This is a genomic window from Caulobacter sp. 17J80-11 (assembly GCF_014349105.1).
In the GTDB taxonomy this organism is placed as follows: domain Bacteria; phylum Pseudomonadota; class Alphaproteobacteria; order Caulobacterales; family Caulobacteraceae; genus 17J80-11.
The window spans coordinates 36,373-62,542 of sequence record NZ_JACSJI010000011.1 but is presented as its reverse complement, the minus strand read 5'-3'; the positions used below and the strand labels follow the sequence as shown (position 1 = coordinate 62,542).

The following is a 26,170-nucleotide window of genomic DNA, read 5'->3' as shown; positions in this document are numbered from 1 at the left end:
GGGTCAGATGATCCCGGCCGTCGCCGCCCGGATCAGCTGCACGTAGGCCCACAGCGGGGCCAGCAGGGCCAGGCCCATGGCCGCCCGGAAGGCCGCCGCGCGCGCCCGTTTGGCGGGATTCGCGGGCGCCGCCGCCAGCGCGATCAGGCCGGCGGCCGCGGCCCCCAGCCAGCCCGCTCCCAGCGAAGCCGCCAGGCAGGATCCGATCTTGGGGGCCTGCCACAGCGTCGCCGCGGTCACCGCGTGCGAGGCCAACAGATAAGCGCCGATCGTCAGCCGCTGGCCGGACGGCGGCGAGAAGCCGAGGTCGGCGGCGTCCCAGCCGCCCAGCGCCAGCATGCCCACGGCCGCGCCGGCGAACGCCGCCAGCCCGCCCAGCACGAGCGCGATCTCCAGACCCGACACTTTAGGCTCCCCTCGGAAAAGCTAACTCCCATATAGGCTGGGCGCGGCCCCGGAAAAAAGCCCGGCTGTTTCCGGCTCGGCCGCCCTTGACTCGTTTTGACCGTCTCCTTACGTCCCCGGCGCGTTAGCACTCAGGGGACGCGACTGCTAATCGCAGGCGCCTCTGGGGGACTTTGATCCATACGGAGATGAGGCAGATGAAGTTTCGTCCGCTCGGCGACCGCGTGCTCGTGAAGCGCGTGGAAGAGGAAGAGAAGACCAAGGGCGGGATCATCATCCCCGACACCGCGAAGGAAAAGCCGCAGGAAGGCGAAGTCCTGGCCGTCGGCCCGGGCGCCCGCGACGAGACCGGCAAGCGCGTCGAGCTCGACGTGAAGGCCGGCGACCGCATCCTGTTCGGCAAGTGGTCGGGCACGGAAGTGCGTATCGACGGCAAGGACCTCCTGATCATGAAGGAGTCCGACATCCTGGGCGTCGTCGACCGCGACGCCGCCGCCAAGGCCGCCTGATCCGGACCGGCCTCGCCGCAGGGCTGAGGCCGCCCGCGATCATCTACGAAGGCCTCGTCCGGCGCCCCGCGGCGGACGCCGGCCTTCGCAATCGAAACATCTGACTGGAAAGAGCTGCTGCAAATGGCCGCCAAGCAAGTCCAATTCTCGACCGACGCGCGCGAAAAAATGCTGCGCGGGGTCAACATCCTCGCCAACGCGGTGAAGGTCACGCTCGGCCCGAAGGGCCGCAACGTCGTGCTCGAAAAGTCCTTCGGCGCCCCGCGCTCGACCAAGGACGGCGTCTCGGTCGCCAAGGAGATCGAACTCGAAGACCGCTTCGAGAACATGGGCGCCCAGATGATCCGCGAAGTGGCGTCGAAGACCAACGACACCGCGGGTGACGGCACCACCACCGCCACCGTGCTGGCCCAGGCCATCGTGGTCGAAGGCATGAAGTCGGTCGCCGCCGGCATGAACCCGATGGACCTGAAGCGCGGCGTCGACAAGGCCGTCCAGGCCGTGGTCGCCGACATCAAGGCCAAGGCCAAGAAGGTCACCACTAACGACGAGATCGCCCAGGTCGGCACCATCTCGGCCAACGGCGAGCGCGAGATCGGCGACATGATCGCCCGCGCCATGGAAAAGGTCGGCAACGAAGGCGTCATCACGGTCGAAGAGGCCAAGTCGCTGGAGACCGAGCTGGAAGTCGTCGAAGGCATGCAGTTCGACCGCGGCTACCTGTCGCCGTACTTCATCACCAACGCCGACAAGATGGAGGCCGTCCTCGAAGAGCCGCTGATCCTGCTCTACGAGAAGAAGCTCTCCTCGCTGCAGGCCATGCTGCCGGTGCTGGAAGCCGTCGTTCAGTCGGGCCGTCCGCTGCTGATCATCGCCGAAGACATCGAAGGCGAAGCCCTGGCCACCCTGGTGGTCAACAAGCTGCGCGGCGGCCTGCGCGTCGCCGCCGTCAAGGCTCCGGGCTTCGGCGACCGCCGCAAGGCCATGCTGGAAGACATCGCCATCCTGACCGGCGGTCAGGTGATCTCGGAAGACCTGGGCATCAAGCTCGAGAACGTCACCCTCGACATGCTCGGCCGCGCCAAGAAGGTCACCATCACCAAGGAAGACACCACCGTCGTGGACGGCGCCGGCGAGCGTAGCGGCATCGAAGGCCGCATCGCCCAGATCAAGCGCCAGATCGAGGACACCACCTCGGACTACGACCGCGAGAAGCTGCAAGAGCGCCTGGCCAAGCTGGCCGGCGGCGTGGCGGTGATCCGCGTCGGCGGCGCCACCGAAGTCGAGGTGAAGGAGCGTAAGGACCGCGTCGACGACGCCCTGAACGCCACCCGCGCCGCGGTCGAGGAAGGCATCGTCCCGGGCGGCGGCGTGGCCCTGCTGAAGGCTTCCAAGGCCCTCGACGGCCTGACCGGCGACAACGACGACCAGTCGGCCGGCGTCGCCATCGTGCGCCGCGCCCTGCAGGCTCCGATCCGTCAGATCTCGGAGAACGCCGGCGTGGAAGGCTCGATCGTGGTCGGCAAGATCCTCGAGAACAACTCGCCGACCTTCGGCTTCAACGCCCAGACCGAGCAGTACGTCGACCTGGTCCAGGCCGGCGTGATCGACCCGGCCAAGGTGGTTCGCACCGCCCTGCAGGACGCCGCCTCGGTGGCCGGCCTGCTGATCACCACGGAAGCCGCCGTGGCCGACGCCCCGAAGAAGGGCGGCGCGTCCGCCGGCGGCATGCCGGGCGGCATGGGCGGCGGCATGGGCGACATGGACTTCTAAGTCCACGTCTCCGGCCGATCGCTGGAAAAGAGAACCCCCGGGCCGCGAGGCCCGGGGGTTTTTGTTTGCGCTTAGCGCACAGCGTTAAGCCCAGTCGTCGATCACCCGCGCCAGCACGTCGAGCGGCATGCTGCCGGCCAAGAGCCCCTTGTCGTGGAAGGTGCGGATGTCGAAGCGCGAACCCAGCCGCGCCTGCGCCCGCGTCCGCGCGTCGGTCCAGACCCGCCAGCCCAGCATGTAGCTGGACGCCTGGCCCGGCTGCACGCAGTAGCGCTCGACCTCGCGGGTCGTGGTGGTCTCCGCGTCGCCCAGCGTCTCGGACATGTAGGCGATGGCCTGGGCGCGGCTCCAGCGCTTGTGGTGGATGCCCGAATCCACGACCAGGCGCGCGGCGCGGAACAGCATGGAGGCGTGATAGCCCAGCCGGCCCAGCGGATCGTCGGCGTAGACGCCCATCTCGTCGGCCAGCTGTTCGGCGTAGAGCGCCCAGCCCTCGGAATAGCCCGAGAACAGCGGCATGCGCCGCAGCATCGGCAGGCCGGCGGCCTCGATCATCAGGGCGTTCTGCAGGTGATGGCCCGGGATCGCCTCGTGATAGACCAGCGTCGGCAGGTCGAAGCGCGGCCATTCGCTCAGATTGCGCAGGTTGATCGAGAACAGCCCCGGGCGGGCGCCGTCCAGGCTCGGCGGCTGGTAGGTCGCCCCCGACGCGCCGGCCTCGATCGAGGCGGGCATGCGCGCGACGTCCACCGACGCCTTCGGCAGCTGGCCGAACCAGCTCGGCAGACGCGCCTGCATGGCGCCGGTCATGCGCTGCAGGTCGGCGATCAGCGCGGCGCGGCCCGCGTCGTCGTTCGTATAGAGCTGGGCGGGATCGCGGCGCAGGACGGCGATCCGCTGCGCCACCGTGCCCTGCGTCAGCCCCCGGGCACGCAGGATGGCGTCGGCCTTGGCGGTCAGGTCGGCGACCAGCTCCAGCCCCAGCCGGTGGATCTCCTCGCCCGACAGGGCGGTGGTCGTCGCCGTGCGCACCGCAAAGCGATAGTAGGCCTCCCCGTCCGGCAGCCGCCAGACGCCGGCGTCGGACGTCGAGCGCGGCAGGGCGGACGACAGCAGATCGGCCTGGCGCTTGAGCGCGGGACGGACCTCCTTCTCGACGACGGCCGCCGCACGCTTCTCCCAGTCGCCCGGGATCTGCTTGGCGCTCGTGCGCCGGGTCAGGGCGGTGACCAGCTCCGACTGCGCCGCCGGACCGGCGGTCATCGCCGCGAACTGGGTCAGCGTCGTCTTCAGCACGAAGTCCGGCGGCACGGCCCCCTTGGCGAAGTCCGCCTTCACCCGCGCGGTCTCCTGGTCGAGCAGGACCGCGAAGGCCGACAGGCGCGACAGGTACGCCTCGGCGTCGGCGGCCGAGCCGATCGGATGCTGGGTGGCGAGGAAGGACGGAACGCTGCGGTAAGAGCCCGACAGCTGCGAGACGATGTAGGGCGAGGCCACGCCGACGTTCGGATCGCCGAACGGGAAGCTGAAGCTCTGCAGGGTGGTGTCGGCCAAGTAGGCCGCCGACTGGTGGTTCACCCAGTCCGCCCCACTCAGCGTCTTCGGGTCATAGCGGGCCAGCCCCTTGGCCAGGTCGGCGAACAGGGCGCGGCTGCGCTCCAGCCCGACCGGCGAGCGGTCATCCAGCCGCCCGCGGGCGGCGGCGTTCGCGCCGGTGTCCAGGCCGGTCAGGGTCATCAGCTGCGGGGAGTCGTTCAGGGCGCGCACGACGGTGTCGTCGAGCATCTGCGTGAGCGCGTCGGTCTGCGCGGAGGCGGCCGCCGCCGGCAGGGCGTACACGGCCGAAGCCGCGGACGCGGACACTAGGAGCTGACGTCGATCGAGCATGCTGTCTTCCAAGGTTCGGGGAACTGCGCTCGGCGTAGCAGACGCCGACGCCCGGGTCATGGTTACGCTTGCGTTGACCAGGCCGCGACACCGCCGGCCCTTGCCGCCAAGCTCGCGACCGCCCTATGCATAGAGCCATCGCCCGGCCCCGCCCGGGCCACGCGAAGGGGACGTTTCCATGCGCAAGGTTCTGCTGCTCGCCGTCGTCGGCGCCGGTCTGCTGCTCTCCGCCTGCAACACCGTCCAGGGCGTCGGCCGCGACCTCGAGGCCGCCGGTCAGGCCATGAAGGACGCCGCCAAGTGAGTCGGCGGCCGCGCACGCCGCGGCCGTGAGAATCGAGGCGAAATAAGGGCGGAGCCGACGGACTCCGCCCTTTTTCACGGGCGCGCACCGCCAAAGGTTAATGCAAACTTAACATTTCCGCTTGACCTGCGACAAACTTGGCACAGTAATCTCGGCCTTGGGGGAGACGCCCTTTTCGGAGGGCGACAGGACTGGGGAGGCTGACAAGTGACGACCGCGCGTGCGTCTGCGGGGGGGGATTTCGGGACGAATCCGCTCGCCTATGCGGCTATGGCTCTCATCATGGCGGTGCTGGCCGTCCTCGTGTTTCAGGTCGGGTTCAAAGCGGCGTCGGACCGCTGCACCACCCGGCTGGAAACCTTCAGGACTGAAGAAAACGGCTATCGGACGGTCGAGCGAACGGTCTGCGCCTAGACCGGCGCAGACTTGCATGACGCGTCGTGCGCCGGCGAACGCCTGAGCTCGCGCGCCATCCGCGCAGAGTCGCCCTGGGTCGACAACCAGATCAGGACCTCGACCACCGCGGCGACCAGGGCGTCCAGCGCGCGTTCTTCGGCGCGTTTGGCGCCCCGCCCGGACACGGCGTGCTCCAGATGGCCGAGTTCCTGCGCCTGGATCTCGGCGATCGCCGTCGAGAGCTCCGGGTCCCGCTCGCCCAGGAAGATCAGTTGATCCTCGAGGTGCCGGTTCACCGTGCGCTCGACGGCCTCGGTGCAGATCAGCACCGCGCGCCTGCCGAGCAGACCCGTCACCAGGCCCAGCGCGGTCCCGCCGGCGCCCCATAGCCACAGAGCTCCGCACGGGCGGGCGCCGCGCGCCGGCATCAGGACCGCGAACCGGCCCAGGTGGGACTGCTCATGGCCGAGGGTCTCGATCAGGAACGGCCGCAGGTCCGGGCACCGCAGCGCCGCCACGCCGATCTGCGCGCGATAGATCCGGATCGCGCCGTACTCCCCGGCGTGATTGACCTTCAGAATCCTCGCGACCGTCCGATCCATTCGCCCCCCCCCGCTGCGACCGCGAACGCGCCCGCTACGAGGCCGGAAGTCAAGGCGCGCCGATTTGCCCGAGCGCGAACCCGCCCGCCTCGCCCTAGCTTAGGGCGGACGTCACGCGGGCTCAGGCAAAATTGACATTTCTGTCGGAAAGCGGCGCGGCCGCGATGATCGCGCAAGCACCGGTCTTCTTCGCCTGCGCCCTGCTGTCCGCGCCGGTCTCGACCCTGGTCCATGAACTGGGCCACGCCCTGGCGGCGCGGCTGGCCGGCCTGCATGTGACCAAGGTGGTGGTCGGCGGCGGCGCGGCGTGGCTGCGCCTGCGCCTGCTCGGCCTCCACCTGGAGTTCGGCCGCGCCCTGCTGGCGGGCGGCGGGACGACCCACGTCGAGCCTGGAACGCACCGCTCTCGCCGGCGCACCGCGGCGATGCTGCTGGGCGGCCCGCTCGCCAACCTGGCGCTGGGCCTGGCGGTCGCCGCGTCGGCCTCGACGACCGCCCAGCCCGTCCTGCTCGCCGCCGGCTTCGGCGTCGTCGCCTCGCAGGTCGCCTTCGCGTTCGACGCGCTGTGGCCCCGCCCGGCCCGGATCGGCGCGACCACCCTGCCCTCCGACGGCCAGGCCCTGCTGGCCCTGTTGGCCGGGCCCGCAAAATAGAAAGGGCGCGCCGCCCGCAGGCGACGCGCCCTCGTCCGGTGGTCCGGCCGCCGCTTTACGCCTCTTTGCGGCGGAACAGGTTGCGGAACCAGGCCCCGACCCCGGCCAGGCCGGCCATGATCACCGCCGCGAACTTCTTCAGCAGCAGCAGGCCGCCGGCCAGCAGGCCGAACTTCTTGGCAGCCGCCAGGCCCAGGCCCGCGGCCAGCAGGCCGGTCACCCCGTAGGCGGCCTTCTTGTCGACGCCCTCCTGGTAGTCCCCGTAGCGCGCGCCCGGCTTGAAGGCGGCGGCGGCGCGCACGCCCTCGGCGGCGGTGCGGACGGCCGCGAGGTCCTTCATGCCGGCCACGACGTTCAGGCTCAGCACGCCGCGACGGCCCAGCAGGCGCACGTCGTAGTTCAGGCTGTGGTCGGGATTGCTCCCGAAGCTGATCTCCTTGGCCCAGATCAGCGCGTGGCGCGTCGCGTCGTAGCTCGGCGTCTCGGCCCAGCCGACGACGTGGGTCGGCTCATAGCCGGCCTCCTTGCGGGCCTTGTTCTCCGCGTCCTCGCCCGACTGCATGTCCTTTAGCAGGCGCTTCGGATTGATCTTGTGCGCGTCCTTGTCGGAGACGTAGCCCTCGGCCTCGTAGGTCACCACCGCGCCCCACGCGTCGTCGAGCGGCGTCGTGCCCTTGGCGAAGATCATGCCCAGCACGCCTTCGGCCGAACCCGGCGGGTTGCCCCAGGCCTCGACGATCACCTTCTTCGCGTCGGCGGCGTCCAGGAAATAGTACTTGTCGGTCAGCGACAGCTCGGCCTCGGCGTCGCCCAGGCTGATCACCCCGTGCCGCGGGGTCAGGCTCTTCAGGAACGCCTCGGCGGCCTGCTCGCGCTGCTTGGCGAGCGCCGCTTCAGCGGCTTCCTTGCCGCCGGTCCCCGCCTTGGGCGTTTCGGCGGCGGCCTCGGGCGCGGCCGCGAAGACGACGGCGGGCGACGACAGAACGAAAACCGCCGCGAGAGCGGCGGCGGCGACGGTACGCGACATGAATCGGAACTCCCCCATAACGGGGGAAGAGGTAGCAGGCCGGCCTGACGCGCGCGAGGCGATTTCAGGCCGGCCGCAACTTGCGCGTCAGGCCGCGGCCTGCTTGGCCTGGTGCGCGGCCATGCCGACGCGGATCAGGTCGGCGGCCTCGGCCGCGTCGACCCAGCCGACGACCTTGGTGGTCTTGCCCTTCTCCAGGTCCTTATAGCGGCTGAAGAAGTGGGTGATCTGCTCGATCAGGATGTCCGGCAGGTTCCGGTAGCTGGCGACGTCCGCATAGAACGGGTGCAGCTTGTCGACCGGCACGGCCAGGATCTTCTCGTCGCGGCCGGCCTCGTCCTCCATGACCAGGGCGCCGATCGGGCGCGAACGGATCACGCAGCCCGGCACCACGGGGGTCGGGTTGATGACCAGCACGTCGCACGGGTCGCCGTCGTCGGCCAGGGTGTGGGGCACGAAGCCGTAATTGCCCGGGTAGTACATGGCGGTGTGCAGGAAGCGGTCGACGAACAGCGCCCCGCTCTCCTTGTCCATCTCGTACTTCACCGGCAGGCCGCCCTGCGGGATCTCGATGACGACGTTGAGGTCCCACGGCGGATTCGGGCCGGGAGAGATCTTGTCGAGGTTCATAGATGAGCTTTCTTCGGGGAGGAGAAGAGGGCGGCGTGATAGAGCGCGCTAGCCGAAAGGGGAAGCCGGTTTCCGCGCGGACACTCGTCGCGGCAAGGATTTCAGCGCGCCGCGACTCGCCCGCGGCGCCTCTTCGCAAGCGCGGCCGTTCCGGCCTATGGTCCGGCCATGACTCCGTTGGACTGGGCCGCGCTGGCGGCGTTCGTCGTCTGCTGGTTCGGTTACGAGCGCATCCTGCGGCGGCTTTCGCACCGCTCGGGCGCCCTGGTCACCGACATGACCGTCGTGCGGCTGGCCTGGATGCGGGCCATGGCGCGCCGCGAGCTGCGCCTGATGGACAGCCAGCTGCTCGGCCACACCATCAATTCGGCCTCGTTCTTCGGCTCGGCCAACCTGATCCTGATCGCGGCGGTCGCCGGGGCCCTGTTCGGCGGCGAGGTGCTGCGCAGCGGGGTGGAGCTGGGCATCGTGCCACGCGGCGCCTCGAGCGTGCTGTTCGAAGCCAAGCTGGCCCTGGTGATCGTCTGCCTGGCGCGCGGCTTCCTGAACTTCATCTGGTCGATCCGCCAGCTGAACTACACCCTCGCCCTGATGGGCGCCGCGCCCGAGGGCATGGCGCCGGAAAAGGCCGAAGTCTTCGCCGAGGCGGCCGCCACCGTGCTGAACCCGGCGCTGTCGGCCTTCAGCCAGGGGGTGCGCGGCTACTACTTCGCCCTGGCCGCCGCGGCCTGGCTGTTCGGCCCCGCCTACTTCCTGGGCGCCACCCTGGGGGCCGTGGCCCTGCTGGCCTGGCGTCAGTCGCACGCTCCTGCGGCGCTCGGCGTACGCAAGGCGCGGAGTCTGCTGGAGGCCGGCGACGAGGCGATTTGACGGCGGCGTCAAACACTCTTCGCAGGTGCAGCATTTCAGCTTCGCCGCCACAAGCTTGTCACAAAAGGGGTTTTGCAGCGCCTCGTAACAACGCGTGATCGAAACTTCGCAAAGTTACGCTTGATCCGTTTTGCGCCGCAACGTATAGAGGGGGTGTTCGGCGCTTCGCGGCGCCGATTGCCCTTCCTGGGCGTTTCCTCCCTATTGACTTCACAGCCGCGCTTTTTAGCGCGGCTTTTTTTTGCCCGGCGCTCAGCCCCGCAGCACCGCGCTCCAGTCGGCCGCCGCGAGGGTCACGGCCAGGCGGTCCAGATCGGCCTTCAGCCGCTCGAAGCCGGCCGCCGGCTCCAGGCGCGCCTCGTCCAGGTATAGGGACCGGTTCAGCTCGATCTGCAGGGCGTGACGGCCTTCGGCCGGGCGGCCGTAGCTCTGGGTGGTGTAGCCGCCGGCGTAGGGGCGGTTCAGCGCCACCGCATAGCCCATGGCTTCGAACTCGCGCCGGACCAGGGCGGTCAGCCCGCGCGCGCAGGCCTCGCCGTGCCGGTCGCCCAGCACCACGTCGGGGCGGCCGCGCCCGCGCCGCTGCTCGGCCTTCACCGCGGCTGACGGCATGGAATGCCAGTCGATCAGCACCGCCCGGCCGAAGCCTTCGTGCGCCGCCTCGACCAGCCCCCTCAGCGCCTGATGATAGGGCGCGTGGACCCGCGCGATGCGGCCCGCGGCTTCCGAGAAGCGCAGCTTGCGCCGATAGATCGCCTGCCCCTCGCCGACCACCTTCGCGATCGAGCCCAGCCCGGCCGCCACCCGCGCGCTCTGCGAGCGGGCGAAGGCCGGCAGGGCGTCCTCGAACATGGCCGGGTCCAGCTCCCAGGGGTCGCGATTGACGTCGACATAGGCCCGCGCCACCCCGCAGGCGATGGCGGCGACGCCGTGCTCGCGCGCGCCCATCACGAAGCGGTCGACGAAGGCGTCCTCCGACCGCCGCAGCGCCAGGGCGTCCAGCGCCGAGGCGGCCACCAGGTCGTCCGGATAGATCCGGCCCGAATGCGGCGAGGCGAACACCAGCGGCGAGGACGTGCGCTCGGGCAGGCTGAGTTCGAACGGCGTCGTCGCCTCCGGCTCGGAATCGGGCTGGGCGGCGAAGATCGGCTCGACGACGGTCATGGGCCGATGATCGGAGCCTGCGGCGCCCAGGTCAACGCGCCTGAAACCTGTGCGCAAACGCTGCGGTTTTCATCGCCGGTTTACCGAGTTCGCGGTAAGCTTGACGCCAGATTGATCCCGGAATCCGGAAGACCACCCCGCCATGGCGCGCATCCTGCTGGCCGAAGACGACGACTCCCTCCGCAGCTTCCTCGCCCGCGCGCTGGAGCGGGCCGGCCACGAAGTGGTGTCCTGCGCCGACGGCGACGCCGCCGTGGGGGCTCTCGACGAGGGTCCCTACGACCTGCTGCTGACCGACATCGTCATGCCCGGCGCCGACGGCATCGAGGTCGCGCGCGAGGCCGGCGCCCGCCAGCCCGACCTGCGCATCATGTTCATCACCGGCTTCGCCGCCGTGGCCCTGACGGCGGCCCAGACCGCGCCGCAGGCCAAGGTGCTGTCCAAGCCCGTCCACCTGCGCGACCTGGTCGCCGAGGTGGAGCGCATGGTCGCGGCCTAAGTCCGCCCTCAACGGCCGCGGTCGCGGCCATCGCAATTGTCCCAGCTGTAGCGCCGCCCGGTCTGCTCGACCGTCTCCACGCCGGAGGTCCGGTTGTCGAGCACCCAGCGGCGCCCTTGCGCGTCCGCGGCGACCAGCACGGCGTGACACTCGCCGCTGCGCAGGCTCACGCTCTGCACGCGCAGCGCGCGCCTCGGCCAGCCCGCGGCGATCAGGCGGATGCGCTTGGTCTCGGCGTAGTCCTCGCAGTCGCCCCGGCGCGGGCCGAAGCGGACCACGTCCTGGCCGGGCGGCTCCGCCTCGTAGCGGATCGAGCGGTTCACCTCGGCGTTGACCCGGCGCAGCAGGTCCTGGTCGTCAGGCCGTCGACCGGCGCCGACGGTCAGCGCCGCCGCCGCGATCAGGCCCGCACGCAGGACAAGGCCGGGCGCACGCCGCACGAGGGATCGAGCGGGCATGGCGCCTCCGCGGCGCAGCCGGACAGGCGCGCCGTTCGGGGCCGCAGCCCGGAGCCGGACGCGGCCGTTGCTGGAAAATCGGTAAAGCTGACGCCGCTGGGACTGGGCCGCCGCACGGGAAATCTACGCAGGCGGAATTGACCGTGGCGGCTCAACCGGCGAAGCGGCGCAGTTGTTCCCGCCGGGCCTCGACGTGGCGTCGTCTGAGAGCGCTCGCCGCCCCCTGAAGCCTTGAAAATTCAGCCTGGACCAAGGATCCGCGACAAAGCGGCGAACGCGTCACATTCGGCTTGCTGACGCTTCGAGACCCGGCTATATGACCGCTCCTTCCCGGGCGGACGCGTAGCTCAGCGGGAGAGCACTACGTTGACATCGTAGGGGTCACAGGTTCAATCCCTGTCGCGTCCACCATTTCCACACACAAAAAAGCCCCGGCCTCGGCCGGGGCTTTTTGCGTTTGCGGCCTGACCGGAGGGCCGGCGGCGGCGCGTTAGTGCCTGGCGCCGTCCGCCCGCCCGTACTCCAGCCCCAGCCAGGCGAGCCGCGCCGTCCTCGGGCCATAGCGGCGGTTCATCTCGGCCAGCGACTGGTCCAGCACGCGCGCCGACCCGCCGGCGGGAGTTTTCAGCACCTCCGCGCCGGGCTGGTGCGGGGCGTCGGGCAGGATCACCAGGCCGTGGCGCGAGTGGACGGGGGCCGGGCCGGCCACGAGAACCTTCGCCCGGAAGCTGCGCCGCCAGGCGTCGGTCTGCAGGCCGAGCGCGATCTCGTCGACGCCCTCGCTCAGCGGCGCCTCGACGGTGTCGTGATCCCAGATCGCCAGGAGATTGCCCGCGGCCACGGCGTAGTCGGTGAACCCGAGGCGGAATTCGGAGGTCCGGTGACGCGGGGACCAGTCGCCCGCACCCAGCCGGGCCGCCGTCGCCTCCGCGGTCGGCCGGCCGGCGATGGCTTCGACCAGCGCCAGGGACACCGGGATTGAGGCGGAAACGCCGGTGGTCGAGATCACGGCGCCGTCCTGCACCCAGCGCCGGTCGCGCACCCAGGTCGTCCGCGGGTAGGCCTTGGCGAGCTCGTCGAGGGCCGAGTAGTGGGTGGTCGCCTGCTTGCCGTCGAGCAGGCCGGCCGCGGCCAGGACGCGCGCGCCCTCGCACACAGAGACGACGACCGCCCCCTTTCCGGCCTGGGCGCGGATCCAGGCGATCAGGGCCGGGCTCTTCGGATTCAGCTGGGCGGGCACGACCACGATGTCGGCGCCGGCCGGCTGGGCCGCATCGAACTGCGCCAGGGTCTGCTCGGGCTGGATCTTCACGGTCGCGCGCAGCTGCACCGTGTCCGCGGTCGTGGAAAGGGCGATCACATCGGCTTCGCCGGACTCCTTCAGCACGCCGTAAGGGATCAGGAAGTCCGTGGTCTCGGCCCCCGCCGCGTCGGCGACCACGGCCACGAGCGGCCGGGCGCGCCCCGCCTTGGGGGCGGGCAGGACCAGGCCGGAGGGCGCGGAAACGGCGGCCGCCGGAGCGGGCGGGGTCGCCGCCGGCGCGGCGACGGGAAGGGCGGCGAGCAGGGCCGCGAGGGCGAGGGGCGTGTGAAGGCTGCGCATGGACGGCTCCAGGGGGATGAGGCCCGACCCGTAGGCGGCCCCGGCTTTGGCGGAAATGTCAGATCAGTCGCGATTTGCGCCACGCGCGGGCGCGCGTCAGGCGGGCGGCCAGGGTCAGGCCGCCGTCGGCGCGGACGAGCGCGCCCGCAGCAGCCTCTGGGCCAGCCAGGCCGCGGTGGCCAGGTCGTAGGCGAAGCAGAAGGGCGGCCACCAGACCGGCACGCCGGGGTTGGCGATTTGGTCGCCGCGCAGGAGGTCGAACAGGCCGTGGGCGATCAGGCCCACGACCACGACCCATAGGCTGGTCCGAAAGCCGATGGCCGCCAGGATCGCAAAGGCGACCAGGCCGAGCGTTTCGGGCCCGAGGGCGGAGGCGGAGCCGGCCCGGATGGCGAAGACGTCGTAGCAGCCGGCGATGACGACCAGCATCAGCGGGTAATAGGCGCGTCGGCGGTCGTGACGGGTCAGGGCGCCGAGCAGGGCCACGCCCAGCGCCAGTCCGGCGCCGATCAGATATTCCATGGTCTCGCACCGAGGCTTGTCGCGCCCGGGCCGGGCTGGCCGGGCGTCGAGGCGATTGGTAGGCGGCGCGCGGTCTTGCCGAAACGACGGATGAACCGCACTTTCCGCCATGGCCTGCGCTTCGACCCCGCCCCGCAAGATCGCGCTCGTCGGCTATCGCGGCGTGCAATCCCTCGACCTGACCGGGCCGTTCGAGGTGTTCGCCATGGCCAACCGGTTCAGCGGCGTTCGCGCCTATGAGCCGATCCTCGCCTCGCCAAGCGGCGGCGACATCGTCTGCAATTCCGGCGTGAAACTGGCGGACACGGTCGCCTTCGCCGACCTGCCTGATGATCTCGACACCATCCTGGTCGGCGGCGGCGACGAGCCCGGCCTGCGCTCCATGGGCGAAGCCGCGATCCTGGCCTGGCTCAACGATCGGGCGCGGACCACACGGCGCGTGGGAAGCGTCTGTTCGGGCGCCTTCGTGCTGGCCGCCGCGGGCATGCTCGACGGCCGCCGCGCCACCACCCACTGGGAGGTCTGCGAGGTCATGCGGGCCTTCCGGCCGGAGGTGCGGCTGGAACCCGACGCGATCTTCGTGGCCGATCCGCCCTTCTACACCTCCGCCGGGGTCACGGCGGGGATCGACCTGTGCCTGTCCTTCGTCGAGGACGACTGCGGGCCGGAGGTCGCGCTGGCGGTGGCGCGCAACCTCGTCCTGTTCATGCGTCGGCCCGGCGGCCAGACCCAGTACAGCGCGGGCCTGAACGTGCAGACGGCGGCCACGCCGAAGATCCGCACCCTGATCGCCGAGGTCAGCGCCGACCCGAGCGGCGACCGCAGCCTGCCCAGCCTCGCGGACCAGGTCGGCATGACCGAGCGCACCTTCAGCCGCATCTTCGTGAAGGAGACCGGCACGACGCCCGCCGCCTTCGTCGAGATGGCCCGGGTCGATCGCGCCAAGGCCCTGCTGGAGACCTCCGACTGGCCCCTGGCCCGCGTCGCCGAGCGTTCAGGCTTCGGCAGTTCCGACGCTCTCCACCGCGCCTTCCAGAAGCGGGTCGGCGCGACGCCGGGGGACTATCGCGCCCGCTTCGGCCGACGACCGGCGGCGGGCTAGACCGCCCGGCTCCGTCGGGCGATCCGGCGGCGGCGCCAGTCGTACTGCATGTAGCGGGCGGTCTCGACCGCGTGCGCCCCGCCGAGCGTGCGGGAGACGACGTGCAGCGCCCCGTCGATGCCCGCGCTGACCCCCGTGGCGGTCATGATCCGGCCGTTGTCCACCACCCGCGCCCGCGGCAGCACCCGGGCGCAGTCGAGCGCCCGCAGTTCGTTCAGCGCCGCGTAGTGCGTGGTCGCCGCCAGCCCGCGCAGCAGGCCCGCCGCCCCCAGGATCAGCGCGCCGGTGCAGACCGACAGGGTGATCTCCGCCTGCGCGCTGGCGGCCCGCACGAACTCGAGCATTTCGGGCCGGCCCATTTCACGCCGCGTGCCGCGGCCGCCTGGGACGACCAGCACGTCGACGCGGCCGAGGTCGGCGGCGCAGGCGTGAGGGACGACGCAAAGGCCGTTGCGCGCGACCACGGGGCCGGCCTCCAGGGCGACGGTGAACACCTCGAAGGCGAAGGTCCCCTCGGGCCCGCGGGCGACGCCGAACACCTCGAACGGACCGGCGAAGTCGAGCACCTCGACGTCGTCGAACATCAGCACGGCGACGCGCCGGGGCGGGGCGGACGCCAGGGCGGTATCATGGGTCATGGCCGGCGCTCCGGTTGTTCGTCGAGGGTGCGCAGGAAGGCTACGATCTGACGCCGTTCGTCGGCGCTGAGGTCGAGCGTCCGAAGCTCCGACACCCCCTCCGGCGCGGCGGGCGCGCGGCTGTAGTGGTCGAGCACCTGATCCAGGGTCGCGAACTGGCCGGCGTGCATGTACGGCGCCCGCCGGCGGACGCCCCGCAGCGACGGGACCTTGTAAGCGCGGACCTGGGCGGGATCGTCGACCACCGCGAACTCCAGCTCGTCACAGCCTTCGCCTTGCGCGTCGCTGTACCGGCCCTTGCAGTTGAACGGATCGTCCACGACCTGGCGCACGCCGGCCGCGCGACCGTGGTCAGGGGCCGCGCCCGGGCGCGCCGGGACGCCGGTGTTGGCGAAGCCGTTGTTGGTGAGCAGCGGGCCGTTGTGGCAGGTCGCGCACCGGGCCTTGCCGATGAACAGCCGCAGGCCCGCCGCTTCGTCGGGCGACAGGCTGGCGTGCCGGCCCGGCGCGCCGAACACGCCGGCCAGGTAGTCGTCGAACCGGCCAGGGCGGACCTTCAGGGTGCGCTCGTAGGCGGCCACCGCCTTGCCGAAGTCGGCGAAGACCCGGTCGACGGCCGCCTGGTCGGCCGGCGTCATTCGCGCCCAGGCCGCCCGGGCCGCGGCGTCGCCGACCGGCGAGGCGCGCAGCGGAAACCGGCGTCGGTCGCTCAGGTCGGGCATCGGCCCGAACAGGCTTTCGTAGGGACCGCGGTAGTGGGCGGCCACGACGCGCGCGACTTCGGTCCGTGTGAAGCCGTGCTCGACGGGGTTCTCCACCGGCCCCAGCGCCTGGGCCCACAGGCTGTCGGCGCGGCCGTCCCAGAACTGCCAGGGCGAATAGGCCGCCGGCGCGACCGGCATGGTGCGGCGCGCGCCGGCGCCGATCCCGCGGCCGGTCGGGCGGGCGTCGGTGAAGGCGCGGTCCGGCTGGTGGCAGCTGGCGCACGACACCTTCCCGTTCGCGCTCAGCCTCGCGTCTGAGAACAGGGCCTCGCCGAGCCGCGCCGCGGCGGGATCGTCGGCGACGCGGTTGGACGGATCGGCGGGCGGCGCGCCCAGCTGGGCGATCCAGAGGCTCTTCAGGGTCTTCAGCTCGCCTTCCGACCAGGTCGGCGGGGCGCCGGCGGTCGTGAAGGCCAGCAGCAGGGCGGCGAGCGCCGCGCCGGCCAGGGGCGCGCGGCGGCTCACAGGACCACGTTGAAGGTGATGCGGTCGGACCGACCGTCGGGCGCTCGGACCTTCAGCTTCAGCTCCCACCAGCCGGTCATCGAAAACTTCACCCCGTTGATGACGTAGTCGCCGGGCGTCGCGGCGGGCGTCGCGCGCGGCGCGGTGGGCAGGCCGTGGCCGTGCTCGGGCATGCCCCCGTCCACCGACAGCTCGGCCCCGTTCACCGGGCGGCCGGCCGCGTCCGTGAGATGGACCGTCCAGCGGTGCACCTTCGACATCGGGATCGGCGTCACCGCGCTGTTCAGCTGGACGTGGAACACGCCCTGGTCGGTCGACCGGTCCAGCGAGGTGTCCGGGCCGGCGGCGTAGACCGCGCCGGCGATCATCAGGGCGCCGGTCAGAACGGCCGCGCCCAGATGGGTGAGGCGACCCAGGCGGCCGCCGCTTTGGTTTGCTGACGTGGACATCCTCGTTCTCCGCTGCGTCCGTCGAAGGCCGGCTCAGAAGACCGGATCGACGGCGTGTCGGAAACGACAAGCCTGCCGCAATTTCGGCCATTCGCGACCTCAGCCGCTCAGGCCGCGCGCCCTTCGGCTAGGCCGCCAGCCGCTGGCTGAGCGCGGCGTAGAGCTGGGCCGGGACGATCGGCTTGCCGACGTGGTCGTCCATGCCGGCGGCGCGGCAGCGGGCGACGTGCTCGGGCTGCACGTCGGCGGTCAGGGCCAGGATCGGCAAGGTTTCGAGACGCGGCGCCAGGGCGCGAATGGCGCGGGTCGCTTCCAGCCCGTCCATCACCGGCATGTGCACGTCCATCAGCACCAGGTCGTAGTCGCGCGCCTGCACGGCCGCGACGGCTTCGGCGCCATTGGCGACCGCGTCGACCTCCAGGCCCATGGCGCCCAGCAGGGTGGCGACCAGGACGCGGTTGGCCTCGGCGTCGTCGGCCAGCAGCACGCGCGCGGCGCCGAGCGGCCCCGCCGCGGCCGGGGCTTCGGCCGCGCATTCCTCCGCCAGCGGCAACTCGACCTCGACCCAGAAGGTGGAGCCTTGGCCGGGGCGGCTGTTCGCGCCGATCTCGCCGCCCATCATGCCGATCAGCCGGCGCGAGATGGCCAGCCCGAGGCCCGTGCCCCCGAAGCGGCGCGAGATCGAGCCGTCGGCCTGGACGAACCGTTCGAACAGCTGGGCGAGCTTCTCGGGCGGCACGCCGATGCCGGTGTCGGCCACCTCGATGCGCAGCCCCGCCCTGCCCTCAGTAGCCGAACGGGCGTACGCGCGGACGGCGACCCCGCCCTGGCTGGTGAACTTCACGGCGTTGGACAGGAAGTTCAGCAACACCTGACGCAGGCGACCGGCGTCGCCGACCAGCATCAGGTCTTCCGGCTCGACCGCCACGTTCAGCGCCAGGCCGCGCGCCTGCGCCTGCTGGTCCACCAGACCGGCGGCGTCGCGGACCAGGTCGTTCAGGCGGAACGGCGCCGGATCGAGCTCGGTCGCGCCGGCCTCGAGCTTGGAATAGTCCAGCACGTCGTTGATGACGCTCAGCAGGGCGTCGGAGGCGACATGGATGCGCGACACCCAGGCCGCCTCCTCAGGCCCCAGTCGCCCGCTGTCCGCCAGCAGGCCCGCAAAGCCGATGATGCTGGTCAGCGGGGTGCGGATTTCGTGGCTCATATTGGCCAGGAACTCGGACTTCACCGCGGCGGCCCGCTCGGCCGCGGCCGCCGCGGCCTTGTAGTTTTCCTCGGCGGCGCGCCGGGCTTCCAGATTGACCTCGCGCGCCAGCGCCGCCCCAAGGGCCTGGGCCAGCATGGTCAAAAGCTCGACGTCGTCTTCGCCGAAGGCGTCGACCTTCGGCGAGAGCGCCTTCAGGACGCCCACCGGCCGCCCCGCCTCGACCAGCGGAACGCAAACCATCGAGCGCAGCCCGACGCGGCGGCAGGCCTCCCGGTTCACCCGCTCGTCGTCCTCGGCGTCGCGGCAGTAGAGGGTTTCGCCGCGCTCGACGCACAGCCCCGAAAGCGTGCCCGCGCGCGCCAGCCGCAGCCCCAGATGTTGCGCCCGCGCCTGGTCGACGGCTCGGTAGACCATGTCCCCGCCCTCGACGAGTTCGATGATCACGCCCTCGGCGGAGGTGATCTCGACCACCCGGTCGACGATGACCTCCATGAACTCGTCCAGGTCCACCCGCTGGCTGCAAAGCAGCGACTGCACGGCGACGATGCGTTCCAGACGCTCCAACCTCGCCTGAAGTTGGTCGCGGCCCTCCCTGGCGGGCGCGAGGCCGCGAAGATCAGCTGTACTCACGAAGCACCATCCGACTACGGAGCTTCACAGTTAGGGCCCGCGTGTCGTCGGACCGTTAACGCGCGTCCGCAGTTTTACGGGCCTCGCCGGCCGCTCGCCGCCCGGCGCGTCCACGTGCACGGCGCCGGACCGCCGTCCTCAGGGTTTTCGCCCAGACTTGGCGGGAACATGCCTCATGGCCGCGTGTTTCACCGCCCGCAAAAGGGTGACGGCGTGCAGCCACGCGTACGGACGACGGCGAGATCGATCGCGGGCCTGCTGGGCGCGCTCGCCCTTGTGATCGCGTCCAGCGCGACGGCCCGGGCGGACGAAGACGGCCAGTGGACCATGCCGGCGAAGAACTACGCCAGCACTCGCTACTCCGCCCTGAACCAGATCACTCCGGCCAACGTGGCGAGTTTGCGCCCGGAGTTCACCTTCTCCACCGGCACCACCAAGGGGATCGAGGCCGCGCCGCTGGTGGTCGGCGCGACCATGTACGTGGTCACTCCGTATCCGAACTACCTGTTCGCGCTGGACCTGACCAAGCCGGGCGCGCCGCTGAAATGGCGATATGCGCCCCGGCCCGTGCCGGCCAGCCAGGGCGTGGCCTGCTGCGACGTGGTCAACCGCGGCGCGGTGTTCTGGCGGGGCAAGGTGATCTTCAACACGCTGGACGGCCAGACGGTGGCGGTAAACGCCGACACCGGCAAGGAGGTCTGGCGCACCAGGCTCGGCGACATCAACAAGGGCGAGACCATCACCATGGCCCCCCTGGTGGTGAAGGGCAAAGTGCTGGTCGGCAATTCCGGCGGCGAGATGGGGGTGCGCGGCTGGATCACGGCCCTGAACGCCGACACCGGCGCGGTCGCCTGGAAGGCCTTCAACACCGGTCCCGACAGGGACGTGCTGATCGGCCCGGACTTCAAGCCGTTCTACGCCTCAGACCGCGGTCAGGACCTCGGCGCCAGGACCTGGCCAGGCGAAGCCTGGAAGATCGGCGGCGGCACGGTCTGGGGCTGGATCTCCTACGACCCGGAGCTGGACCTGATCTACTACGGCACCGGCAATCCCGGCCCGTGGAACCCGGACCAGCGGCCCGGCGACAACAAGTGGACGGCCGGAATCTTCGCCCGCGACCCCGACACCGGCAAGGCGCGCTGGTTCTACCAGTTCACGCCGCACGACCAGCACGACTACGACGCCATCAACGAGAACGTCCTGCTGGACCTGCCGATCGGCGGGAAGGCGCGCAAGGTGATCGTTCGTCCCGAGCGCAACGGCTACCTGTACGTGATCGACCGCGCGAGCGGCGAGGTGCTCTCGGCCGATCCCTTCGTCCACGTCAATTCCAGCGAGGGCGTGGACCTCAAGACCGGACGGCTGATCCCGACCAAGGCCAAGGAACCGAAGCTCGGCAAGGTCGTCCGCGACATCTGTCCCAGCGCCAACGGGGCCAAGGACTGGATGCCCTCGGCCTGGTCGCCGCGCACCCGGCTGCTCTACCTGCCGGCCACCAACATGTGCATGGACGTGCAGACCGCCGAGGCGAACTACATCGCCGGCACGCCCTATGTCGGGGCCGAGGTGCGCATGTACGCCGGTCCGGGCGGCCACCGCGGCCTCTTCATGGCCTGGGACCCGGCGCGCCGGAAGAAGGTCTGGGAGGTCCAGGAAGATCTGCCGGTCTGGAGCGGAGCGCTGACCACCGGCGGCGACGTGGTGTTCTACGGAACCATGGACGGCTGGTTCAAGGCGCTGGACGCCCGCACCGGCAAACTGCTGTGGAGCTTCAAGACAAGCTCCGGGATCATCTCCCAGCCGGTCAGCTACCGCGGCCCGGACGGCCGCCAGTACGTCGCGGTGCTGTCCGGCGTCGGCGGCTGGGCCGGGGTGGTCGTCTCCGCCGACCTCGACCCGCGCGACCCGACCGCCGCGCTGGGTTTCGTGGGCGCGACCGGCGACCTGAAGCAGAAAACCACGCCGGGAGGGACGCTCTATGTCTTCGCCCTGCCGCGTGCGCGCTGAGCGCCTGCTCGCCCTGCTGCTGGCCGCAGCCGTCCTGGCCGGCTGCGAGCGCGAGAAGCGCCACATCGGCCCCTCCGGACCGGAAGCCGCGCCCGTGATCCAGACCACGCCCTTCGTCCCCGGCGGCGCGCAGCCGCTGCCGAAGGATCCCCGCGCGGAGTTCTACGAGAACAACGCCTTCGAGGTGGCGCAGGGGGCGCGCCTGTTCCGCTGGTACAACTGCAGCGGCTGCCACTCGAACGGCGGCGGCGGCATGGGCCCGGCCCTGATCGACGACCAGTGGATCTACGGCTCGGAGATCGAGCAGATCTACGGGACTATCCAGCAGGGCCGGCCCAACGGCATGCCCTCCTTCCGCGACAAGGCCACCGAGGAGCAGATCTGGCAGCTGGCCGCCTATGTGCGCAGCCTCGCCGGCAAGAACTCGCAGGTCGCCTCCAGCCGCAGCGACGCCATGGCCGGCATACCGCCGCGCAACCAGGCCTCGCCGGCGGACGCGGGCAAAGAGACCCCGCCCAAGAGGCTCCGATGAGCCAGTCGGCGCTTCACCCCGCCGCCGACCAGGCGACCCGGCTGCTCGGGCTCTGGGACCTGATGCTGTGGGTCTGCGCCGGCATGTACGTGCTGGTGATCGCCTTCCTGGCCTGGGCCATCTGGCGCCGGCGCCGCGCGGCCTACCTGATCGAGCCCGAGGTCATGGTCAGCGACCCGGGCCTGGAGCGCGCCTTGGGCGGCTGGGCGGTCCTGATCGTGGTCGGCCTGATCGTGCTGACCACGGCCAGCTTCCTGACCGACCGCGCCCTGGCGACGCCGGGCGAGCGCCCCTTGAAGATCAAGGTCACGGGCCAGCAGTGGTGGTGGCGGGTGGAGTACCAGGACGGCCCGGTCGAACGCTGGGTCGAGACCGCCAACGAAATCCGCCTGCCCTTGGGCCGTCCGGCCGAGATCGAGCTGGCCTCCGACGACGTGATCCACAGCTTCTGGATCCCGAACCTGGCCGGCAAGACCGACCTGATTCCGGGACGCACCAACCGGATGGCGATCACGCCCCGGCGGGCGGGGCGCTTCCGCGGCCAGTGCGCCGAGTTCTGCGGCTTCCAGCACGCCCACATGGCGCTGGACGTGACGGTCGAGCCCGAGGCCGCCTTCGAGGCCTGGCGCGCCCGCCAACTCGCCCCCGCGGCGGCGCCGGCCGACCCGCAGCGGGCCTACGGCCAGCAGGTGTTCCAGGCCAAGGCCTGCGCCATGTGCCATGCGATCGCCGGGACCCAGGCCGGCTCACGCAACGGCCCGGACCTGACCCATGTCGCCTCGCGCCGGACGCTGGCGGCCGGGGCCCTGCCCTACAGCAAGGGCGCCCTGGCCGGCTGGATCGCCAACCCCCAGGCGCTGAAGCCGGGGACCAACATGCCGGCGGTGCGGCTCAGCGCCGACGAACAGGCCGCGCTGGTCGCCTATCTGGACGGCCTGAAATGAGCGCCGTGCCCATGCCCCCGGCCGACGCCGAAGCCCGCGCGGCGGCGAAGCTCGCCGAGACCTGGGGCGACCGTCCGGGTGTGTGGGGCTGGCTGACCACCGTCGACCACAAGCGCATCGCGCGGCGCTATCTCGTCACCACCTTCGTCTTCTTCGGGCTGGCCGGAATTCTGGCGCTGCTGATGCGCCTGCAGTTGGCCCGCCCGGAAGGACGGCTGCTCAGCCCCGACCGCTACAACGAGCTGTTCACGGTCCACGGCTCGACCATGATGTTCATCTTCGCCGTCCCGGTCATGGAGGCGGTGGCGCTCTATCTGGTCCCGCTGATGGTGGGCGCGCGCAACATCGCCTTCCCGCGCCTGAACGCCTACAGCTATTACATGTACCTCGGGGGCGCGCTGACCCTCTGGGTCGCCTTCTTCCTCAACATCGGGCCGGACATCGGCTGGTTCGGCTACACGCCCCTCTCGGGGCCCGAGTACTCGCCGGGCAAGCGGGCCGACATCTGGGCCCAGATGATCACCTTCACCGAGGTCGCCGCCCTGGCCGTCTCGGTCAGCATCGTCACCACCATCCTGAGGATGCGCGCGCCGGGCATGACGCTGGCGCGCATGCCGCTGTTCGTGTGGGCCATGCTGGTCACCGCCTTCATGACCATCTTCGCCCTGCCGTCGGTCATGCTGGTCACCAGCATGCTGATCTCCGACCGGCTGATGGGGACGCACTTCTTCAACTACGCCGAGGGCGGCGACGTGGTGCTGTTCCAGCACCTGTTCTGGTTCTTCGGCCACCCCGAGGTCTACATCATCTTCATCCCGGCGCTCGGCTTCGTCTCGGCCATCACCGAGACCTTCGCCCGCCGGCCGGTGGTGGGCCACACCTTCATGGTGCTGGCCCTGGTCGCGATCGGCTTCCTGGCCTTCGGCCTGTGGGTCCACCACATGTTCGCCACCGGCCTGCCGAAGCTGGGCAACAGCTTCTACACTTCGGCCAGCATGGCCATCGCCCTGCCCAGCGGGGTGCAGATCTTCTGCTGGATCGCCACGATCTGGGCCGGGCGGCCGATCTTCAAGACGCCGATGCTGTGGGTGATCGGCTTCATCGTCACCTTCGTGATCGGCGGGCTGACCGGGGTGATGGTCGCCTCAGCGCCGCTCGACCTGCAGCTGCACGACACCTACTTCGTCGTCGCCCACTTCCACTACGTGCTGATCGGCGGAGCGGTGTTCCCGCTGTTCGGGGCCTTCCAGTACTGGTTCCCGAAGTTCACCGGCCGGGTGCTGTCGGAGACGCTCGGCCGCTGGCAGTTCTGGCTGATCTTCCTGGGCTTCCAGCTGACCTTCTTCCCCATGCACCTGCTGGGCCTGAACGGCATGCCGAGGCGGGTCTACACCTACCCCGCCGGCCTCGGCTGGGAGCCGTACAACCTGGCCGCCACCATCGGCGCCTTCACCATCGCGGCCGGGGCGGTGATCTTCGTGGTCAACGTGGTCCTAGCCCTGCGACGCCCCGCCGACGCTCCGGCCAACCCGTGGGACGCGCCCGGGCTGGAATGGGCGGTCGCCTCGCCGCCGCCGGCCTACAACTTCGTCGACACGCCGGCCGTGTCCAGCCGCACGCCGCTGTGGGAGGACCGCACCAGCCTGCCGGTCATGGGCGGCCTGGCCACCGACTACCGCGAGATCGTGGTCACCTCGCCGGTCGAAGCCGAACCCGGCAACCGGCAGGACTCGCCCGACCCGACCATCTGGCCGTTCCTGGCCGCGCTGGCCACCACCGTCCTGTTCATCGGCTCGATCTTCTCGGAGTGGGCCCTGGTCTGGGGCGCGATCCCGCTGGCGATCGCCCTGACCGGCTGGTTCTGGCCCAAGCGCACCGGCCCCGGAGGAGCCCCCGAATGATCCGCACCCGCGTCGTCGGCGACCTCTCCACCCTGCCGGACCACGCCTTCGGCCTGCGCAGCATCCTCTTCTGGGGCGTGATCGGCTTCATGTTGGTCGAGGGAACGGTCTTCGTCCTCGCCGGCGGCGTCTACCTCTACCTGCGCGGCCTGTCCCCGACCTGGCCGCCCGAGCCGGTGCTCCCGCCGTCCCTGATCTACAGCGCGATCTTCACCCTCGCCCTGTTCGCCACCGAGCTGCCCAACCGCTGGCTGAACCGCCGCGCCAGGGCGCTGGACCTGCGGGCGACACGCGCGGGCCTGGTGCTGATGACCGTCCTCGGCCTGGCGCTGCTGCTCCTGCGCGCCTTCGAGTTTCCGCACCTGAACGTGCGCTGGGACCAGAACGCCTACGGCTCAGTGGTGTGGATGCTGATGATCCTGCACACGACCCACCTGATCACCGACTGGGCCGACACAGCGGTCTTCACCGTCTGGACCTTCACCCACGACGTCGGGCCCGATCAGTTCTCCGACGCCAGCGACAACTGCGCCTACTGGACCTTCGTGGTTTGGACCTGGCTGCCGATCTACGCCCTGGTCTACTGGGCCCCGAGGCTGACATGACCGGCCCGACCTGGCGAACGCGCCTGGCGCCCTGGGCCGGCCTCTTCGCCGGTCCGCTGGCCTGGTGGCTGCACCAGCAGGGCATGGGCGCCCTGACCTTTTTCGACTGTGACGCGTCGACCCTCGCCACCCTGCTGACGGGCCTTGTGGCGCTGCTGGCCGTCGCCGCCGCCGGCGCCTGGTCGTGGGGCGCCGCAGCCCGCGAGCGGCTCGAGCCGGCGCGCGACGTCCGCCGCTTCGCCGGCCTCGTGAGCGCCGGGGCCGCCGTGGTGTTCGGCCTGGCCATCGCCTTCCAGACCCTGGCCGGAGCGCTCATCCCGGAATGCGCCCGATGAGCCTGCGCCTGGCCCTGGTGTTCGTCCTCCTCGCCGGTCCCGCCTTCGCCCACGCCGGCGAGCCGCACGCGCCGATCGGCTGGTCGCTGGAGCCGTGGATCGTCGCGCCCCTGGCGGCCGCGCTGGCCGCCTTCGCTCTGGGCTGGACGCGCCTCGCCCGCCGCAGCGCCCGCGGCGGGGCGGGCCTGCGCCGCCGGGCCTGGCTGTTCGCGCTGGGCTGGCTGATCCTGGCCGGCGCGGTGGTCTCGCCTCTGCACGCGGCCGGTCAGCGCTCCTTCACCGCCCACATGCTCGAGCACGAGCTGATGATGCTGGCCGCCGCCCCCCTGCTGGTCGCCAGCCGGCCTCTGGCGGTCGTGCTCTGGGCCTTTCCCGCAGCGGCCCGGCGGAGCCTGGGCGCGGTCTCGCGCAGCAACCTTGTCCAGCGCCCCTGGCGCGTCCTCACCGATCCGGTCGTGGCCGCCCTGGCCCAGGCGGCGGCCCTGTGGCTCTGGCACGCGCCGGTCCTGTTCGACCGCGCCCTGGCCCACGAAGGCTGGCACGCGACCCAGCACCTGTCGTTCCTGACCACCGGCCTGCTGTTCTGGACCGCCATGCTGCAGGGGGCCGAGCGCCGCCGCGGCTTCGGCCCCGCGGTGCTGGGCCTGTTCGTCACCTCGATCATCTCCGGCGCGCTGGGGGCGCTGATGGCCTTTTCGGAGAGCCCCTGGTACGCGCCCTACGCGGCGCTGGGCGTGACGCCCTTCGGCCTGACCCCGGCCGAGGACCAGCAGCTGGCCGGCCTCTTGATGTGGGTTCCCGGCGGCCTGGTCCACGCCGGAGCGGCCCTGGCGCTCATCGGCCTTAGCCTCAGCACGCGGGAGACGGCCCATGCCGCGCGCCGCTAGCGGCCTGTTGTGGAGCCTGACGGCGGCCGCGGCCCTGCTGGTCGCGGCCGGCGCCGGCGTCTGGGAGCAGACCCAGCGCCAGCACCGCAGCCAGGTGCAGGCCGCCCGCCTGACCGGCGGCGATCCTGAGGCCGGACAGGCCGCCATCGGCCGCTACGGCTGCGGCGCATGCCACCAGATCCCCGGCGTACCCGGGGCTGCGGGCCAGGTCGGGCCGCCGCTGACCGGCGTATCGACCCGCGCTTACCTGGCCGGCCGGCTGGACGCCACGCCGGCGAACCTGATCCGCTGGATCCGCGATCCGCAAGGCGTCGAGCCCGGCACGGTGATGCCCGACATGGGGTTGAGCGACGCCGAAGCCCGCGACATCGCCGCCTACCTCTACACCCTGAGGTGACC

At 71.1% G+C, this 26,170-nt stretch carries 29 protein-coding genes and 1 tRNA gene; 17 read left to right on the top strand and 13 right to left on the bottom strand.

Features of this window, described 5'->3' with window-relative positions; all coding sequences use genetic code 11:
- Nucleotides 1-3: 3 nt before the first annotated feature.
- Complete coding sequence (locus H8B08_RS12605; protein ID WP_187450552.1) at nt 4-405, bottom strand: hypothetical protein; 402 nt, start codon at nt 403-405, stop codon at nt 4-6.
- A 197-nt stretch (nt 406-602) separates the two neighbouring features.
- Between H8B08_RS12605 and groES the strand changes: the two genes are divergently transcribed.
- Together groES and groL are read left to right on the top strand one after the other, a co-directional pair.
- Nucleotides 603-914, top strand: a complete 312-nt coding sequence (gene groES, locus H8B08_RS12600; RefSeq protein ID WP_187450551.1) for a co-chaperone GroES — start codon at nt 603-605, stop codon at nt 912-914.
- 123 nt (nt 915-1,037) lie between these two features.
- The gene (gene groL / locus H8B08_RS12595; protein ID WP_187450550.1) at nt 1,038-2,687 is read left to right on the top strand and encodes a chaperonin GroEL; all 1,650 of its coding nucleotides are present in this window, start codon (nt 1,038-1,040) and stop codon (nt 2,685-2,687) included.
- 84 nt (nt 2,688-2,771) lie between these two features.
- Here groL and H8B08_RS12590 read toward each other — a convergent pair whose 3' ends face one another.
- Nucleotides 2,772-4,574 carry a DUF885 family protein gene (locus H8B08_RS12590; protein ID WP_187450549.1) on the bottom strand — a complete coding sequence of 601 codons (1,803 nt, stop codon included), beginning with the start codon at nt 4,572-4,574 and terminating at the stop codon, nt 2,772-2,774.
- 178 nt (nt 4,575-4,752) lie between these two features.
- Here H8B08_RS12590 and H8B08_RS12585 point away from each other — a divergent pair, with 178 nt between their 5' ends.
- Entirely contained in the window at nt 4,753-4,878 is a 126-nt protein-coding gene (locus H8B08_RS12585) for an entericidin A/B family lipoprotein (protein WP_163260203.1), read from the top strand.
- A gap of 207 nt (nt 4,879-5,085) precedes the next feature.
- The gene (locus H8B08_RS12580) at nt 5,086-5,292 is read left to right on the top strand and encodes a hypothetical protein (RefSeq protein ID WP_187450548.1); all 207 of its coding nucleotides are present in this window, start codon (nt 5,086-5,088) and stop codon (nt 5,290-5,292) included.
- On the opposite strand, the gene H8B08_RS12575 is transcribed toward H8B08_RS12580, so the two are convergent.
- Nucleotides 5,289-5,876, bottom strand: a complete 588-nt coding sequence (locus H8B08_RS12575; protein WP_187450547.1) for a demethoxyubiquinone hydroxylase family protein — start codon at nt 5,874-5,876, stop codon at nt 5,289-5,291. The genes H8B08_RS12580 and H8B08_RS12575 overlap by 4 nt on opposite strands.
- Nucleotides 5,877-6,040: 164 nt before the next feature.
- On the opposite strand from H8B08_RS12575, the gene H8B08_RS12570 reads away from it, so the two are divergent.
- Nucleotides 6,041-6,529 carry a M50 family metallopeptidase gene (locus H8B08_RS12570; protein ID WP_187450546.1) on the top strand — a complete coding sequence of 163 codons (489 nt, stop codon included), beginning with the start codon at nt 6,041-6,043 and terminating at the stop codon, nt 6,527-6,529.
- A 55-nt stretch (nt 6,530-6,584) separates the two neighbouring features.
- On the opposite strand, the gene H8B08_RS12565 is transcribed toward H8B08_RS12570, so the two are convergent.
- Nucleotides 6,585-7,556 (bottom strand): DUF2167 domain-containing protein, encoded by a 972-nt coding sequence (locus H8B08_RS12565; RefSeq protein WP_187450545.1) that lies wholly within the window; start codon nt 7,554-7,556, stop codon nt 6,585-6,587.
- A gap of 87 nt (nt 7,557-7,643) precedes the next feature.
- On the bottom strand, nt 7,644-8,186 hold the full coding sequence (ppa, locus tag H8B08_RS12560; RefSeq protein ID WP_187450544.1) for an inorganic diphosphatase: 543 nt from the start codon (nt 8,184-8,186) through the stop codon (nt 7,644-7,646).
- A gap of 168 nt (nt 8,187-8,354) precedes the next feature.
- Between ppa and H8B08_RS12555 the strand changes: the two genes are divergently transcribed.
- A complete protein-coding gene (locus H8B08_RS12555) occupies nt 8,355-9,056 on the top strand; it encodes a DUF599 domain-containing protein (RefSeq protein ID WP_187450543.1) in 702 nt (233 codons plus the stop codon).
- Between the two features lie 252 nt (nt 9,057-9,308).
- Here H8B08_RS12555 and H8B08_RS12550 read toward each other — a convergent pair whose 3' ends face one another.
- Nucleotides 9,309-10,220 (bottom strand): N-formylglutamate amidohydrolase, encoded by a 912-nt coding sequence (locus H8B08_RS12550; RefSeq protein WP_187450542.1) that lies wholly within the window; start codon nt 10,218-10,220, stop codon nt 9,309-9,311.
- A gap of 142 nt (nt 10,221-10,362) precedes the next feature.
- Between H8B08_RS12550 and cpdR the strand changes: the two genes are divergently transcribed.
- Nucleotides 10,363-10,719 (top strand): cell cycle two-component system response regulator CpdR, encoded by a 357-nt coding sequence (cpdR, locus tag H8B08_RS12545; protein ID WP_187450541.1) that lies wholly within the window; start codon nt 10,363-10,365, stop codon nt 10,717-10,719.
- Between the two features lie 8 nt (nt 10,720-10,727).
- Here the strand turns inward: cpdR and H8B08_RS12540 are convergent, their stop codons facing one another.
- The gene (locus H8B08_RS12540) at nt 10,728-11,177 is read right to left on the bottom strand and encodes a transglutaminase-like cysteine peptidase (RefSeq protein ID WP_187450540.1); all 450 of its coding nucleotides are present in this window, start codon (nt 11,175-11,177) and stop codon (nt 10,728-10,730) included.
- A gap of 336 nt (nt 11,178-11,513) precedes the next feature.
- Here H8B08_RS12540 and H8B08_RS12535 point away from each other — a divergent pair.
- A tRNA-Val gene (locus H8B08_RS12535) sits at nt 11,514-11,588 on the top strand.
- 79 nt (nt 11,589-11,667) lie between these two features.
- Here the strand turns inward: H8B08_RS12535 and H8B08_RS12530 are convergent.
- On the bottom strand, nt 11,668-12,780 hold the full coding sequence (locus H8B08_RS12530) for a DJ-1/PfpI family protein (RefSeq protein ID WP_187450539.1): 1,113 nt from the start codon (nt 12,778-12,780) through the stop codon (nt 11,668-11,670).
- A gap of 114 nt (nt 12,781-12,894) precedes the next feature.
- Nucleotides 12,895-13,302: a hypothetical protein gene (locus tag H8B08_RS12525; protein ID WP_187450538.1), complete on the bottom strand. Its 408-nt coding sequence runs from the start codon at nt 13,300-13,302 to the stop codon at nt 12,895-12,897.
- A gap of 109 nt (nt 13,303-13,411) precedes the next feature.
- On the opposite strand from H8B08_RS12525, the gene H8B08_RS12520 reads away from it, so the two are divergent.
- Nucleotides 13,412-14,404 (top strand): GlxA family transcriptional regulator, encoded by a 993-nt coding sequence (locus H8B08_RS12520; protein WP_187450537.1) that lies wholly within the window; start codon nt 13,412-13,414, stop codon nt 14,402-14,404.
- Here H8B08_RS12520 and H8B08_RS12515 read toward each other — a convergent pair.
- The 4 genes from H8B08_RS12515 to H8B08_RS12500 all read right to left on the bottom strand — a co-directional run bounded on the left by H8B08_RS12515 (nt 14,401) and on the right by H8B08_RS12500 (nt 18,494).
- Complete coding sequence (locus H8B08_RS12515) at nt 14,401-15,042, bottom strand: DJ-1/PfpI family protein (RefSeq protein WP_187450536.1); 642 nt, start codon at nt 15,040-15,042, stop codon at nt 14,401-14,403. The genes H8B08_RS12520 and H8B08_RS12515 overlap by 4 nt on opposite strands.
- A complete protein-coding gene (locus H8B08_RS12510) occupies nt 15,039-16,271 on the bottom strand; it encodes a cytochrome c peroxidase (protein ID WP_187450535.1) in 1,233 nt (410 codons plus the stop codon). The genes H8B08_RS12515 and H8B08_RS12510 overlap by 4 nt, the downstream gene beginning before the upstream one ends.
- A complete protein-coding gene (locus H8B08_RS12505; RefSeq protein ID WP_187450534.1) occupies nt 16,268-16,720 on the bottom strand; it encodes a FixH family protein in 453 nt (150 codons plus the stop codon). The genes H8B08_RS12510 and H8B08_RS12505 overlap by 4 nt, the downstream gene beginning before the upstream one ends.
- A 127-nt stretch (nt 16,721-16,847) precedes the next feature.
- Nucleotides 16,848-18,494, bottom strand: coding sequence for an ATP-binding protein (locus H8B08_RS12500; protein WP_187450533.1), 1,647 nt, complete (start codon nt 18,492-18,494; stop codon nt 16,848-16,850).
- 279 nt (nt 18,495-18,773) lie between these two features.
- Between H8B08_RS12500 and H8B08_RS12495 the strand changes: the two genes are divergently transcribed.
- Genes H8B08_RS12495 through H8B08_RS12460 form a run of 8 tightly spaced genes read left to right on the top strand, consistent with a single transcriptional unit; the run spans nt 18,774 to nt 26,168 of the window.
- A complete protein-coding gene (locus tag H8B08_RS12495) occupies nt 18,774-20,567 on the top strand; it encodes a methanol/ethanol family PQQ-dependent dehydrogenase (RefSeq protein ID WP_370545466.1) in 1,794 nt (597 codons plus the stop codon).
- Nucleotides 20,539-21,099 carry a c-type cytochrome gene (locus H8B08_RS12490; RefSeq protein ID WP_187450531.1) on the top strand — a complete coding sequence of 187 codons (561 nt, stop codon included), beginning with the start codon at nt 20,539-20,541 and terminating at the stop codon, nt 21,097-21,099. Before H8B08_RS12495 ends, H8B08_RS12490 begins: the two co-directional genes overlap by 29 nt.
- Nucleotides 21,096-22,043 (top strand): cytochrome c oxidase subunit II, encoded by a 948-nt coding sequence (gene coxB / locus H8B08_RS12485; protein WP_187450530.1) that lies wholly within the window; start codon nt 21,096-21,098, stop codon nt 22,041-22,043. The genes H8B08_RS12490 and coxB overlap by 4 nt, the downstream gene beginning before the upstream one ends.
- The gene (gene ctaD, locus H8B08_RS12480) at nt 22,040-23,944 is read left to right on the top strand and encodes a cytochrome c oxidase subunit I (RefSeq protein WP_187450529.1); all 1,905 of its coding nucleotides are present in this window, start codon (nt 22,040-22,042) and stop codon (nt 23,942-23,944) included. Before coxB ends, ctaD begins: the two co-directional genes overlap by 4 nt.
- Complete coding sequence (locus H8B08_RS12475; protein ID WP_187450528.1) at nt 23,941-24,549, top strand: cytochrome C oxidase subunit III; 609 nt, start codon at nt 23,941-23,943, stop codon at nt 24,547-24,549. The genes ctaD and H8B08_RS12475 overlap by 4 nt, the downstream gene beginning before the upstream one ends.
- Nucleotides 24,546-24,884: a hypothetical protein gene (locus tag H8B08_RS12470; protein ID WP_187450527.1), complete on the top strand. Its 339-nt coding sequence runs from the start codon at nt 24,546-24,548 to the stop codon at nt 24,882-24,884. The genes H8B08_RS12475 and H8B08_RS12470 overlap by 4 nt, the downstream gene beginning before the upstream one ends.
- Nucleotides 24,881-25,771 carry a cytochrome c oxidase assembly protein gene (locus tag H8B08_RS12465; protein WP_187450526.1) on the top strand — a complete coding sequence of 297 codons (891 nt, stop codon included), beginning with the start codon at nt 24,881-24,883 and terminating at the stop codon, nt 25,769-25,771. Before H8B08_RS12470 ends, H8B08_RS12465 begins: the two co-directional genes overlap by 4 nt.
- Nucleotides 25,755-26,168, top strand: a complete 414-nt coding sequence (locus H8B08_RS12460; protein ID WP_187450525.1) for a cytochrome c family protein — start codon at nt 25,755-25,757, stop codon at nt 26,166-26,168. Before H8B08_RS12465 ends, H8B08_RS12460 begins: the two co-directional genes overlap by 17 nt.
- The last annotated feature ends 2 nt before the right edge of the window (nt 26,169-26,170 follow it).